Source organism: Kouleothrix sp. 19917, from assembly GCF_057073505.1.
The window spans coordinates 2,999,734-3,012,866 of sequence record NZ_CP097099.1 but is presented as its reverse complement, the minus strand read 5'-3'; the positions used below and the strand labels follow the sequence as shown (position 1 = coordinate 3,012,866).

General features: G+C 64.5%; 11 protein-coding genes. 6 read left to right on the top strand and 5 right to left on the bottom strand.

The genetic code is table 11. The features are described 5' to 3' along the window. The first annotated feature begins 63 nt into the window (after window positions 1-63). Both M1P90_RS12275 and M1P90_RS12270 read left to right on the top strand, forming a co-directional pair. Complete coding sequence (locus M1P90_RS12275; protein ID WP_483702944.1) at window positions 64-1,587, top strand: peptidylprolyl isomerase; 1,524 nt, start codon at window positions 64-66, stop codon at window positions 1,585-1,587. A 114-nt stretch (window positions 1,588-1,701) separates the two neighbouring features. After that, a complete protein-coding gene (locus tag M1P90_RS12270) occupies window positions 1,702-2,589 on the top strand; it encodes a PH domain-containing protein (protein ID WP_483702943.1) in 888 nt (295 codons plus the stop codon). On the opposite strand, the gene fabF is transcribed toward M1P90_RS12270, so the two are convergent. Further along, the gene (fabF, locus tag M1P90_RS12265; protein WP_483702942.1) at window positions 2,579-3,868 is read right to left on the bottom strand and encodes a beta-ketoacyl-ACP synthase II; all 1,290 of its coding nucleotides are present in this window, start codon (window positions 3,866-3,868) and stop codon (window positions 2,579-2,581) included. The two genes, M1P90_RS12270 and fabF, sit on opposite strands and share 11 nt — an antisense overlap. Before the next feature lie 199 nt (window positions 3,869-4,067). On the opposite strand from fabF, the gene M1P90_RS12260 reads away from it, so the two are divergent. Continuing rightward, window positions 4,068-5,252, top strand: coding sequence for a phosphoglycerate kinase (locus M1P90_RS12260; RefSeq protein WP_483702941.1), 1,185 nt, complete (start codon window positions 4,068-4,070; stop codon window positions 5,250-5,252). A 62-nt stretch (window positions 5,253-5,314) separates the two neighbouring features. Here the strand turns inward: M1P90_RS12260 and M1P90_RS12255 are convergent, their stop codons facing one another. Beyond that, window positions 5,315-5,566: a hypothetical protein gene (locus M1P90_RS12255; RefSeq protein WP_483702940.1), complete on the bottom strand. Its 252-nt coding sequence runs from the start codon at window positions 5,564-5,566 to the stop codon at window positions 5,315-5,317. 227 nt (window positions 5,567-5,793) lie between these two features. On the opposite strand from M1P90_RS12255, the gene M1P90_RS12250 reads away from it, so the two are divergent. The 3 genes from M1P90_RS12250 to M1P90_RS12240 are packed head-to-tail and all read left to right on the top strand — an operon-like array spanning window position 5,794 to window position 7,747. After that, a complete protein-coding gene (locus M1P90_RS12250) occupies window positions 5,794-6,372 on the top strand; it encodes a sigma-70 family RNA polymerase sigma factor (RefSeq protein ID WP_483702939.1) in 579 nt (192 codons plus the stop codon). Then, on the top strand, window positions 6,348-6,827 hold the full coding sequence (locus M1P90_RS12245) for a hypothetical protein (protein WP_483702938.1): 480 nt from the start codon (window positions 6,348-6,350) through the stop codon (window positions 6,825-6,827). The genes M1P90_RS12250 and M1P90_RS12245 overlap by 25 nt, the downstream gene beginning before the upstream one ends. Beyond that, window positions 6,824-7,747, top strand: coding sequence for a bactofilin family protein (locus tag M1P90_RS12240; protein ID WP_483702937.1), 924 nt, complete (start codon window positions 6,824-6,826; stop codon window positions 7,745-7,747). Before M1P90_RS12245 ends, M1P90_RS12240 begins: the two co-directional genes overlap by 4 nt. Before the next feature lie 131 nt (window positions 7,748-7,878). Here M1P90_RS12240 and odhB read toward each other — a convergent pair whose 3' ends face one another. From odhB to M1P90_RS12225, 3 genes are all read right to left on the bottom strand, one after another. After that, the gene (odhB, locus tag M1P90_RS12235) at window positions 7,879-9,162 is read right to left on the bottom strand and encodes a 2-oxoglutarate dehydrogenase complex dihydrolipoyllysine-residue succinyltransferase (protein ID WP_483702936.1); all 1,284 of its coding nucleotides are present in this window, start codon (window positions 9,160-9,162) and stop codon (window positions 7,879-7,881) included. A 33-nt stretch (window positions 9,163-9,195) separates the two neighbouring features. After that, a complete protein-coding gene (locus M1P90_RS12230; protein WP_483702935.1) occupies window positions 9,196-12,021 on the bottom strand; it encodes a 2-oxoglutarate dehydrogenase E1 component in 2,826 nt (941 codons plus the stop codon). Between the two features lie 160 nt (window positions 12,022-12,181). Next, complete coding sequence (locus M1P90_RS12225; protein WP_483702934.1) at window positions 12,182-13,114, bottom strand: LysR family transcriptional regulator; 933 nt, start codon at window positions 13,112-13,114, stop codon at window positions 12,182-12,184. Window positions 13,115-13,133 lie beyond the last annotated feature (19 nt).

Below are 13,133 nucleotides of genomic sequence, written 5' to 3'. Positions count from 1 at the left end.
TATGCAATAGAAGCGTAGCAATGGGCATAGGGATGACCTATGCCCATTATGTATGTGGAGAATATGGCCCAGACACCAAAATCGCCTCAACCCCAGAAACCACAGGCGCCCCTGACTCGGCGCGCCATGACCCGCCGCCAGCGCGAAGAGCGCCGCCAGCGCCTGGTCGTGATTATTGCGGGCGTGGCTGTTGGCCTTGCGCTGCTGGCCGTGCTGGTTGGCGTGGGGTACGATAAACTGTGGGTGCCGAGCCGCCCGGTGGCCCAGGCGGGCAATGCAACACTGACACGCAGCGGCTACTGGGAAGAGCGCCGCAACGAAATTGCCCGCCAGGTAGCGCAAAACCTGCAATTGTTGAGCTTCCTCGGCGCGCAGTTCGGCAGCCAGATCAGCAGCCAGCTTGCGACTCTCGACGCGGAGGTGCCAACCGTTCGCACGGCCGCCGTCGATGATGCCACGGTTGGAACCTGGATCGACCGGCAACTGCTGATCCAGAGCGCAGCCGCCGACTATAACATTCAGGTCAGCGATGGCGAGATCGCCCAGCGGATTGTGTCCGACCTGGGTCGCGTATTTTCGCCGCCCGCCCCAGTGCCTACCTCAACCACCACGCTCACGCCAACTGCGGTCGTTGAGCCGACTGCCGCCGCGCCTGAAGCACCAACTGCTGCTGCAACTGCCGCTGCAGATGCTCCTGAAGCACCCAGCGCAACCGCCACCGAAGCGCCGACGGACGTCCCCACCGCCACACCCCTGCCCGATGTGGCGCTCGGCCAGCAGGATGGCATTATTGGCCGGCTGTACGACGCCTATCAGCAGGAAATGCTGCAGCTCTCGGGCGACCCCAGCGCGCCGCAGAAGGCCAACCTGACGCTCGACGACTTCAAGCGCGCCCTGCACGACCAGTACCTGCGCGATGCAATTGCTGCCAAAGTCGAAGAGCAGCTTCTGCCCGAAGCCAGCTTCACGCCTTCAACCGACCCAAGCACGATTGAAGTGCGCCAGATCCTGATCTCGACCACGTCGACGCTTTCCGACACGCAAGAGCAGCAGCAGGCAGCGCTGGCGGCAAGCCGCCCCAAAGCCGAGGAGATTCTTGCGAAGCTGCGCGGCGGTGCCGATTTCGCAGAAACTGCCAAAACCAGCTCCGACGACTATGCAACGCGCGATGCGGGCGGCACTTTGCCAACCTTCGACATGGCAGGCAAAACGTCGGATGGCCGCAAGATGGACCCGGAAATTGTGAAGGCGGCGCTGGCGCTGAAAGAAAATGAGATCAGCGACCTCATCCAGACGCCGGCAGGCTGGAGCATTATTCAGCTTGTGACCAAAAAGGCGGAAGACAAAGCCGTGCAGCTGCAAAACGAACGCAGCAAGAAGCTCGATGAGTGGCTGGCACAGAAGCGGGCCGCCGCGACGATCGCGCGCTACCCGGCTGTTTCGCCAACGCCAACGTCGCCGCCAACGCCCACGGTTGATGTCAATACCCTGCCAACCGTGCAGCTGCTGGCCACGCCAACCGCCACCACAGTGACCACGGCGACGACGACGCTGGAAGCAACCCCAGGCGCAACTGCTGCGCCATAAGTGGCGACGAAACCTGCGGGGTGGCTGTGCGTAGGAAACTCCTATGCGCGCCACCCCGCCTGTTTCATCCCCGGTTGGTGAACATCTATGCGACGTTGGAAACCGCAACTGTCAATGGGATTTTGGATCGCGCTGGCCCTGCTCGTCGCCTTGCTGATTGGCGCGGCTTTGGTCGGCGTTCAGCTTGCGCGGCAGCTGCAAGGCCCACCCGAGGGCTGGCCGATCAATCTGGCGCTTTTCCGCCTGCTGGTGCTGTTTATTGCCTTGCTGCTGGCCTCTGGTGTGCTGTTGTACCGCACCCTCGCTGCATTCACGCTGCACTATGAGCTGGATCGCAATGGCTTGTATATTGCCTGGCTCGGCAATCGCGCAGTGGTGCCGCTTGAACAGGTGCAAAGCGTCGATATTGGCGTCGAGCCGGTATCGCTGCCCTGGCGCGTGCTGCAGGGAATTGGCTATTACTGGGGCGCTGGGCGCACGGGCGATGGCCGGAAACTGCACCAGTTTTCCACGCGCCCGGCGGCGCAATCGCTGGTGGTGTATACAGCCGAACAGGCGTATACGATCTCGCCGGCCGACGGCGAGGGCTTTGTGCAGGATCTTGAGCAGCGCCGCAACCTTGGCGCAACCAAACCCTTGTCGGCCGTGGTCGAACCGAGCCGCATCTTCCTTTACGACTTCTGGAGCGACCCCACTGTGCGCCTGCTGCTTCTACTCACTCTAGTGCTCAACCTTGTGGTGCTGGGCCTTGTGGCGGCGCGCTACCCCGCCCTGGAGCCAATGGTGCGCATGCGTTTCGACGCGGCCGGGCAGGTCGCCGATCTGCGCCCGCGCCACCAGGTGCTGTTTCTGCCGCTGGCGGCGCTGGCCCTGAGCCTGCTGAATATGGTGATCGGCCTTGTATTCTACCGCGCGCAGCGGGTGGGCACGCGTCTGCTCCAGGGCGCGTCGATTGTGGTGCAGATCCTGTTTGGCATCGCTGTCTACACTATTATTCGCTGAGCGGCGCGCGCCCAAACACCAGCGAGCTGTTCATTCCCCCAAACCCAAACGAGTTGCTTAACGCCACCTCCAGCGGCACCGCGCGCGCGTGATTTGGCACATAGTCCAGGTCGCAGGCCGGGTCGGGTGTGGCGTAGTTGATCGTGGGCGGAATCAAGCCGTGCCGCAGCGCCATGAGCGTTGCAGCCGCTTCCACCGCGCCGCCCGCGCTGGTCAGGTGACCGATCATCGACTTGATCGCGCTGACCGGGATGCGGTAGGCGTGCTCGCTAAACACCTGTTTGATCGCCACGGTTTCGGCAATATCGCCGGCGGGGGTGCTGGTGGCGTGCGCGTTGATGTAGTCGATGTTGGCTGGGCTAAGCCCCGACCGCAGCAGCGCCTTGCGCATCGCACGCGCCGCGCCCGCGCCTTCGGGGTGCGGTGCGGTGATGTGGTAGGCATCGCTGGAAGACGCATAGCCCAGCAGCTCGCCATAGATCGGCGCGTCGCGGCGCAGCGCATCGCTGAGCCGTTCGAGCACCAGCACGCCCGCGCCCTCGCCCAGCACAAAGCCGTCCCGCGCTGCGTCGAACGGGCGCGAGGCGGCAGCGGGTGGCACATCGCTGTTCGTGCTGAGCGCGCGCAGGCTCAGGAACGATGCAATCGTCAGCCGGCAGATCGTGGCCTCGCTGCCGCCCGCCAGCATCACATCGGCATCGCCGCGCCGAATAATCTCAGCTGCTTCGCCAATGGCTTGCGCGCCGGCCGCGCAGGCCGTACCAATCGAAGTGCTGTGGCCCAGCAGCCCAAGCTGAATGGCGACCTGGCAGGCCGGCATGTGCGGCAGCGAGGCGGCAAAATGAAACGGGTTGATCCGGCTCGGCCCGCGCTCGAAGAAGGCTTTGGTGCTGATCTCGATCTCGGGCGGCGAGGTGGCGCTGTTCGCTACTAATGCGCCAATCGCCTCGCGGTTGCTGTCCGTGATTGCCAGCGAGGCATCGGCCACGGCCAGCCGCGCGGCGGCTACCGCAAACTGGCTGCCGCGCGAAAGCTTGCGCGCCTCGCGGTGATCCATAAAATCGTGCGCGACGAAATCGGGCACTTCGGCAACCACGCGGCTAGCCATGTCGCTCAGGTCGCAGAGTGTAGCGGGGCAAGTCGCGCTGCGGCCGGCGATTAGTCCGTTCCAGAAGGATTCGAGGCCAATGCCAAGCGGTGTGACCAGCCCCATGCCGGTGACCACAATGCGCTGATCGGCGGGCCTGGCTGCGGAAGAAGATGAAGAATTCGCAGGCATAGCGGTATCCTGTTCTTGTGAGAAGCTGCGATGTCCTTAGTAGTATATCGCTTTACAATCTTCGAAAGGTATGGATCGCCGCAATGTAATCGAACGTGCAGGCTGAGTAAATAAATAACCATCGTCGCTTCGGCAGGGTGTGATACAATAGGCGCGATTTTGGCAGCCAGATGCGTGTAACCTTGCATAAGGAGGGTATATGGCGAAGCAGACGATTCGCGATATCGATTGGAGCGGCAAGCGGGCGCTGGTACGGGTTGATTTCAATGTGCCGCTGGATGGCGGGCGGATCACCGACGACACGCGTGTGCGCGCCGCATTGCCGACCATACAATATTTGCTCGATCACGGCGCGTCGGTGGTGCTGATGTCGCACCTGGGCCGGCCCAAGAAGAAGGTTGTGGAAGACTTGCGCCTGGCCCCGGTGGCTGCGCACCTGAGCGAGCTGCTGGGCCGCCCGGTCAAAACCGTGCCAGTGACAACTGGCGACGAGGCCGAGGCCGCCGCGCAGGCGCTTCAGCCGGGCGAAGTGCTGATGCTGGAAAACACGCGCTTTGACGCCCGCGAAGAAGGCAACGACGAAGCCATGGCGCGCGAGCTGGCCAAACTGGGCGATGTGTATGTGAACGACGCCTTTGGCGCGGCCCACCGCGCACACGCATCAACCGAGGGTGTGGCGCATTTCCTGCCAGCCGTGAGCGGTCTGCTGATGGAGCGCGAGCTGGCCGAGCTGGGCGGCCTGCTGGAAAACCCCGAGCGGCCATTTGTGGCAATTATGGGCGGTGCCAAGATCAGCGACAAGATCAGCGTCATCACCAACCTCCTGCGCATCGTCGACAGCCTGCTGATCGGTGGTGGCATGGCCAACACCTTTTTCCTGGCGATGGGTCACTCAGTCGCCGACTCGCTGGTGGAAGCGAATGCGGTCGGCGAGGTGAATAATATCCTCAACTTCGCGCGCGAGCGCAACGCCGAAATTCTGCTGCCGACCGATGTGGTGATTGCCGACGCCATGAGCGCCGACGCGAACCACAAGGTTGTGGCGGTCGACGCGGTGCCCGAGGGCTGGCGCATCCTCGACATTGGGCCGGCGACGGTTGCCGCGTTCAGCGAAAAGATCACGAGCGCAAAGACGGTGGTTTGGAACGGGCCGATGGGCTATTTCGAAGCCGCGCCCTTTGCCGAGGGCACCCGCGGCATTGCGCAGGCCATGAGCGAAAGCACGGGCCGCACCGTGATTGGTGGCGGCGACTCGGTGGCGGCGGTTGAGCAGATGGGGCTGGCCGACAAGATCGGCCATATCTCGACTGGCGGCGGCGCGTCGCTGGAGCTGCTGGAAGGCCGCGAGCTGCCGGGCGTGGTTGCGCTCAACGATCGCGCCTGAGAAACAGAAAGTGGGCTGCGCGGCGGGCTTTCCCAACGCGCAGCCCACTCCAATTGCCGGGGCTAGAGCCCTTCCCCTTCAAGCCAGGCCGACACGGCGGCATCGTCGGCCGCGCTATTGCCACCCGAGATATAGCGGAAACGATCGCCGTACTTTTCCATCACCTCGTTGCGAAGCGCTTCCATAGCGGGTGACGAATCGGTTTCGTCGACGCGCACAACCGTGCCTGTCTCAAGATCTAAATACATGCTGAGCGACGGATCATTCTGCGCGAGCGCGGCGCGGATCTGGTCGCGATTCAAGGAAACTGCCACTCTCGATCTCCCTGGGCGTGCTGCCCGAGTAACATTGTTGCTCGCTAATTCGGTTCCACATGGGCGCCAGTGCAGCACTCATTCGTGGTGGAACGCTCGCATGGTACACGAAGAGATTTGCTTGTGCAAGTAGTAGTGGTTTAAAAAGTGTTCGATTTTGGGGCAAAGGCGCAAGAAACCCTGAAACCCTTTGCAGCCAGTTGCGTACATAGCTGTAGGAAATGATTATGGAACAGCAGGTCGACGAGATCAGCTGGGTTGAACAAGCTCTCCGGGGCGATCGCGCTGCCTTCGGCCAGTTGATGCACCGCTATGCCGGCGCAGTGTATAACGTGGCCTACCGCATGCTTGGCAACGCCGAGGATGCCGAAGACGCCAGCCAGGAAATTTTTCTGCGCGCCTATACGCGCCTGGAGAGTTTTGACCGAACACGCCGCTTTTCGACGTGGCTGTTGTCGATTGGGTCGAATTATTGTATCGACCGGTTGCGCCGGAAGCGCTTCGCCTGGATGACGCTTGATGATGCCGCGTATGCATTGCCAAGTGCCGAGCCAGGCCCCGAGCGGAGCGCGATTACCCAGGAGCAGCGGCGCATGGTGCAGCAGGCGCTGCAAAAGCTGCCCGAGCATTATCGCCTGGTGACGGTGCTGCGCTACTGGCAGGATCTTTCCTACGAGGAGATCTGCCAGGTGACGGGCCTGCCGGAAAGCACGATTAAAACTCGCCTGCACCGCGCGCGGCATATGCTGGCGGCGGCGCTGGGCTCAGAGGAGCAGGTTTTATGGGACACCGAGACGACAGCCTGAGCGCCGAGGAGCGCGCCGAGGCTGCCCTGCGCCGCGCGCTGGCGCAGCTAGGCGAGCCGGCGACGCTTGATCCACCGCCCGCGCTGGTGTCGCGCACGGCCCGGCGCTTGCCGGCGCTTGCGCCCGCACAGGCCGCGCGCGCCGCCCGTGCGGCAGCGCTGGTGCGGCTCGTGACGCGGGCTGGTGCTGCCCTTGTGGTTGCGCTGGTGGTGCTGGCGGGCGCGCTGTCTATGCTTGGCGGCGAGTGGCTGGCACGCCTGTTTGGCGATGGCAGCACTGGCCTGAGCCGCACGCTGCTCACGGTTCAGCTACTGGCGAAACCGCTGTGGCGCACGGTTGGGGCGGTCTCTCCGGCGCAGCTGGCGGTGGGCGTGGCGCTGGTCGCGGGTGGCGCAGCAATGTGGTGGTGGCTGGCACGGCTGGCGCCACGCTTTGCACTGGAGCGCGGGCCATGAAACGTTTTGCAATATTGCTGCTGATCTGCCTGCTGCTCTGGCCTGGCGCTGCGCTGGCGCAAGGCGAAGATGTGCTGGTGGTGCCGGCCGGCCACACTGAGGCTGGCAGCATCGCGACGGTATCGCAGGATATTCGGGTGGAAGGGACGGTTGAGGGCGATGTCACCAGCTGGAGCGGCTCGATCACGGTGCTTGGCACGGTTGGTGGCGACGTCGTGAGCTACAGCGGCACAGTGATCATCGCGCCGGGCGCGGTGGTGCGCGGCCACGCCCTAGCCTCGGGCGGCGATTTGCAGGTTGCGGCGGGCGCGGCAGTGGCCGGGCAGCGTATCGAGAACTCGGCGGGCGGCGGCGCGCTGGCCAGCTTACTCGACCTGATTATGCCGGGAGTGGATACGAGCGCGTTTGGCGGGGTTGGCCGCGCGCTGTTTGCCGGAACGGCTGGCGCGCTGCTGGCGGCCTTCTGCCTCTTGTTTATTGCGTTCTGGCCGCGCCGCACCAGATTGGCTGCCCGCACCCTCGCGCAGGCTCCCGCGCGCACCCTCATCCTCGGCGCGCTCACAACCCTGCTGCTGGCGCTGGTTCTGCCGCCGCTCGGGGCCTTGCTGGTGGCGTCGGTGGTGGGCGTGCCGCTCCTGCTGATCGGCGTGGCGCTGGTGATAGCGTTGTATGCCTACGGTCTGGCTGTGTTTTCGCAGTTGCTGGGTGGCTGGCTGGCGCGGCGGGCTGGTTCGAAGCCGGGCGCGCTGCCGTTTCTGGCCTTGCTTGTGCTGGTGCTGCCAGTGATGATTGTGGCCTCGCTTGCACCCCTGGCTGGCGCGGTGTTATTTGTGGCGCTGGCGCTGCCGGGCGTGGGGGCGGCGATTGTCAGCCGCGGCGGTTTGCAGCCGCTGCCGGAAGCGAGTGGCAGACTGGCGTAATGAATAATCAAGCGCACCCTTCGATACGCGCGTCGCGCTACTCAGGATGCGCTTCGAGTTCCCTCGTTTAATTTAACATAATAAGAAAGGACGCGAGCGCAATGCCCGCGTCCTTTCTTTTGGCCTCGGCTTTATCCTTCCAGCAGCAGCGACTCAGGGTCTTCGACCAGCTCTTTCACGCGCACCAGAAAGCGCACTGACGTGCTGCCGTCGACGATGCGATGGTCGTAGGAAAGCGCCACATACATCATCGGGCGAATCTTCACCTCTCCGCCAAGCGCAATCGGTCGCTCCTGGATTTTGTGCATGCCAAGAATGCCGACCTGTGGCGCATTCAGGATGGGCGTGGACATCAGTGAGCCAAACACGCCACCATTGGTGATGGTGAACGTGCCGCCCTGCAGGTCGTTCAGCGCAAGCTTGCCATCGCGCGCGCGGCCTGCCAGGTCGCCAATTTCGCGCTCGATCGTCGCGAAGCTCTTGCGGTCGGCGTCGCGCAGCACTGGCACCACCAGCCCTTCTTCCACGCCCACTGCAATGCCGATGTCGTAGTAGTGCTTGAGGACGATGTCGGTGCCCTGGATTTCAGCATTCAGCATGGGGAAGGCTTTCAGCGCGCCCACAACTGCCTTGGTGAAGAACGACATAAAGCCCAGGTTGACGCCGTTGCGCTCTTTGAAGCTGTCTTTGCGCCGCTTGCGCAGGTCCATCACCGCGCTCATGTCGATCTCGTTAAAGGTGGTGAGCATCGCGGCGGTTTGTTGTGCTTCGACCAGGCGCTGGGCGATGGTTTGGCGGCGGCGCGTCATGCGCACGCGCTCTTCGCGCGGGTCGGCGGCGCGCGGCGCGGGCGCGGCTGGTGCTGCCAGCGCAGGTGCGGGCGCAGCGGGCGCGGGCATGGCTGGGGCCGTCGCGGCGGGCTTGATCTGCGCGGCCACGTCGTCTTTGGTGACGCGGCCACCCGGCCCGCTGCCGGAAACCGCGCGCAGGTCCACGCCTTCTTCGCTGGCGATGCGCCGCGCCACTGGCGTTGCAATCGCGTCGCGCTCGGCGGCTGGTGCGGCAGGCGCAGCCGGTGCCGCGGCTTCGGGCGCGGGAGCCTGAGCGGGGGCGGGCTCAGGAGCGGGAGCTTGCGCCGCCGGGGCGGGAGCGCCGGTGCCGTTTTGCGCAGCAGCGCCACCTGCGCCAAGGGTGCCAATCACCTCGCCCACGGCGACGTTCTCGCCCTCGTTTTTCAGAATCTGCTCAAGCACGCCGGCCTGCTCGGCGGCGACTTCGACATTCACTTTATCGGTTTCCAGGTCGACCAGCGTCTCGCCCGCGGCGACGGTATCGCCCACGCGCTTGAGCCACTTGCCCACCGTCGCCTCGACGATCGACTCGCCCAAGGTGGGAACACGCACTTCAACCGCCATAATTTTCTCCACTCTACAGAATATTCTGATGCGCTACGCAAGACTGCCGGCGGCGGGCTGAAGCTGGCCTTGCAGCGCCTGCGCAATAATCCGTGCCTGTTCAATCGCGTGTTCCACCAGCGAGCCCTCCGCCGGCGTGGCCGACTCGGCGCGCCCGGAATACAGCAGCGGCATGGCGTCGGGCAGCAGTGCGCGCAGGCGTGGGGCAATGTAGTTCCACGCGCCCATGTTGCGCGGCTCTTCCTGCAGCCAGACGACCTCTTGCAGATGCGGGTAGCGCCCGATCACAGCGCGCAATTCGGTGTCGGGGAAGGAATACAGCTCCTCGACGCGCGCAACCGCCACCTGCGGCGCGGCGCCGGCCTCGGGCGCGCCCAGCAGGTCGATATACACCTTGCCCGAGCACAGCACCAGGCGCGAAACTGCGTCGGCGCGCTCGCCGCCAGTCGGGTCGTCGATCACGCGCAGGAACTGTCCTTCGGCCAGATCACGGAGCGAGCTTCCCGCGCGCGGGTGGCGCAGCAAGCTCTTGGGCGACATAACGATCAGCGGGCGCGGGTCGCTGGTGAGCAGGGCGGCCTGGCGGCGCAGCAGGTGAAAATACTGGCCGGCGCTGGTGCAGTTCGCCACGCGAATATTTTCGTCGGCGGCAAGCTGAAGGTAGCGCTCTAATCGTGCGCTGGAGTGTTCTGGCCCCTGGCCCTCGTAGCCGTGCGGCAGCAGCAGCACCAGCGCGGGCAGCTGGCCCCACTTCGCGCGCCCGCTGGAAATAAACTGGTCGATGATCACCTGCGCGCCATTCGCAAAATCGCCAAACTGCCCTTCCCAAAGCACCAGTGTCTCGGGCGTGTGCGACGAATAGCCATACTCGAAGCCCAGCACCGCCGCCTCAGAAAGCGGGCTGTTATAGATCGCGAACGACGCTTTGGCTTGTGGCAGCCGCTGCAATGGCGTATAGGTCTGTCCGCTCGTGCTGTCGCGCAGCACGGCGTGGCGGTGGCTGAAGGTGCCGCGCTCGCTGTCCTGCCCGGTCAGGCGGATGGGCACGCCGTCGGCCAGGATCGACGCAAAGGCCAGCGCCTCGGCGTGGCCCCAGTCGATCGCATTAGCCTGCTCAAGCCCACTGCGGCGGCGCTCCAGCGTGCGCTCCAGGCGATTATTTATGGTGAAGCCAGCTGGCCGGTTCAGCAGCGCCGCATTCATCGCCTGCAGCTTCTCAGCGTCAACGGCTGTGTGTGCATTGCGCGCCAAGCCGGGCGGCGCAGGCTTGGGCCGGCGGTCTTCGTGCGGCTTGGTTTCGGCCTCGCGGCGGGCTTCCTGCAGCCGCTCGGTCACGTCGGTTTGCATCTGCGTCGCTTCTTCAGCGCTCACCAGCCCAACCTCGGCCATGCGCTCGGCCCAGATCTGGCGCACGGTTGGGTGCGTGGCGATGTTTGCATACATCGTCGGCTGGGTGAATGCCGGCTCGTCGCCTTCGTTATGCCCCCAGCGGCGATAGCCCACCAGGTCGATCACAAAGTCGCGGCCAAACGTTTCGCGGTAGGCGTAGGCCATGCGCGCCACGGCGATGCACGCCTCCACGTCGTCGGCATTCACATGCACAATCGGCACCTCAAAGCCCTTGGCGAGGTCGCTGGCGTACAGCGTGCTGCGCGAGTCACTTGGCTCGGTGGTGAAGCCGATCTGGTTGTTGGTGATGATGTGAATGGTGCCGCCAGTGCGGTAGCCAGTCAGGCGCGACATATTCAGCGTTTCGGCCACCACGCCCTGCCCGGGAAAGGCCGCATCGCCGTGGAGCAAAATCGCCAGCGAGGCTTTGTCGCTCTGCTCGGGCGCGCCGGGGCGGTCGCGCGTTTCCTGCGCGGCGCGCGCGCGCCCCTCCACCACCGGGTTCACGAATTCGAGGTGGCTCGGGTTCGGCGCGAGTGTGATTGGCATCGCGTCAATGCCGCTTTCGCGATAGGTGCGCTGCGCGCCGAGGTGGTACTTCACATCGCCAGCCCAGCCCACGCTGCCCTTTCCGGCGGGCGACGCGCCTTCGCTGCGGTTGGCGGCATGAAACTCCGACAAAATCGCGGCGTAGGGCTTGCCAAGTGTGTGCGCCAGCACATTCAGGCGGCCGCGATGCGCCATGCCGATCACTACTTCGTGCGAACCAGCGGCGGCGGCATTGCGAATGATCGAGTCGAGCATCGGCACGACCATGTCGCAGCCTTCGAGCGAAAAGCGCTTCTGGCCAACAAAATTCGTGTGTAGAAAGCGCTCAAACGTCTCGACCTCGGTGAGGCGCATCAGCAGCTCGCGGCGGCGGTTGTCGTCGAAGCCGTAGAAGAACTGCTGGCTTTCAATTGCTTCGCGAATCCACGAGCGCTCTTCAAAAGTGTTGATATGGTCGGTTTCGTAGCCAATCGAGCTGGAATAGGCGCGGCGCAGCTTTTCTACGCCTTCCAGCGCATTGCGCGACTCGGCGGCCAGCGGGCCGCGCACAATGCTGGCCGGCAGCGACGCCAGAAAGGCCTCGTCGACGCCGTGAATATCGAGGTGTAAGCCCAGGTCGCCGGGCGGCGCGCTGCCCAGCGGGTCGATCTGGGCATCGAGATGCCCAAGCTCGCGGATGTAGCGGATCAGGCGTGCTGCAGCAACCGTGCGCGTCACATCCAGTTCGGGCGCGGGCGTGGCTGGCGCTGGCTGCGCGGCAGCGGGCGTTGAAGCGGCGGGCGCAGGTGTTTCTGGTGGCGCCCAGCGCTCAAAAGCCGCGCGTGTGTCGGCATCCACCGAGGCAGGGTCGTGCTTGTAGCGCTCATACAGTTCGAGCACATACCCGGCGTTGGGTCCATAAAATTGGGAAAGATCGGTCATGCTGGTTCCTTATGCCCGGCGCAAATGCATGAATAGCGCGGCATCGTATCGGCAAACACAACTCACAGCGAGTAGTATGTTGTATGGAGGGAACAGTTGAGTTACGCCTGCAAGTATAGAGGACGCATCACAGAGCGTCAAGGGCGTGGGGAAGCGTGTGCTACTCGGCCGGCACTTTCAGGCCAGCCTTGCCAAGCAGGCGGCGCGCGCTGGGGCCAAGCATAAACGTATACAGTTCCTGCACGGCGCGGGGGGCGTTGCGCTCACGCGAACGCAGCAGGTGCCAGTCTTGCTGCAAGTTCACGCCGGCCAGGTCGACAATTGCGAGGTCGCGGCCGCGTGTCATGCGCGTTTGGGGGATGAAAGCCAGCCCAACCCCATCGCGCACCGCCTGCAGCGTCATGCCGATGGCGTCGGTTTCGAGCGCGGCATGAATGTCGGTTGCGCCCACGCCGCGCCGTCGCAGACCATCCTCAATAATGCGCCGCAGGGGTGTGCCAGCGCGTGGCAGCACCAGCGGGTGTTCGCGCAGCATGCCGGGCGGCACCTGCTCCTGGTGCAGCAGGGCATGGCCGCGTGGCGCGATCAGCACGACCCGCTCGGTGCCAAGCAGCGTCGATTCCCAGCCGCGGCGGCGCTGCTGCTCTTCGATCAGCAGCATCTGCACCTGCTGGGTTTCCAGGCCTTCCAGCAGCGCCTCGATCGGCGCGATCGAGACAGTGATCATGATCGCGGGGAAATGCGTGCGGAACGCGCCGAGCAGGCCCGGCAGCAGGATCTCGCCACTGGAAGCGGTGCAGCCCAGTGTCACGCGCCCGCTGATCTGGCCGCGCAGCGCGCGAATGCTTTCTTCCGCCCGCGCCGAGAGGGCCAGCATCTCGCGCGCCGACACCACCAGGTCTTCGCCGGCGTGCGTCAGCAGCATCTGCTGGCCCACGCGCCGAAACAGGCGGATGTGGTCGAGCTGATCTTCCAGCGCGCGAATATGCTGGCTCACCGCCGGCTGCGACATATGCAGGCGTTCGGCGGCGGCGCTGTAGTTACCCGCTTCGACCACAGCAAGAAACGTTTGCAGGTGGATCGTGTTCAGCATGGTGGTGATGGCGCAGCCT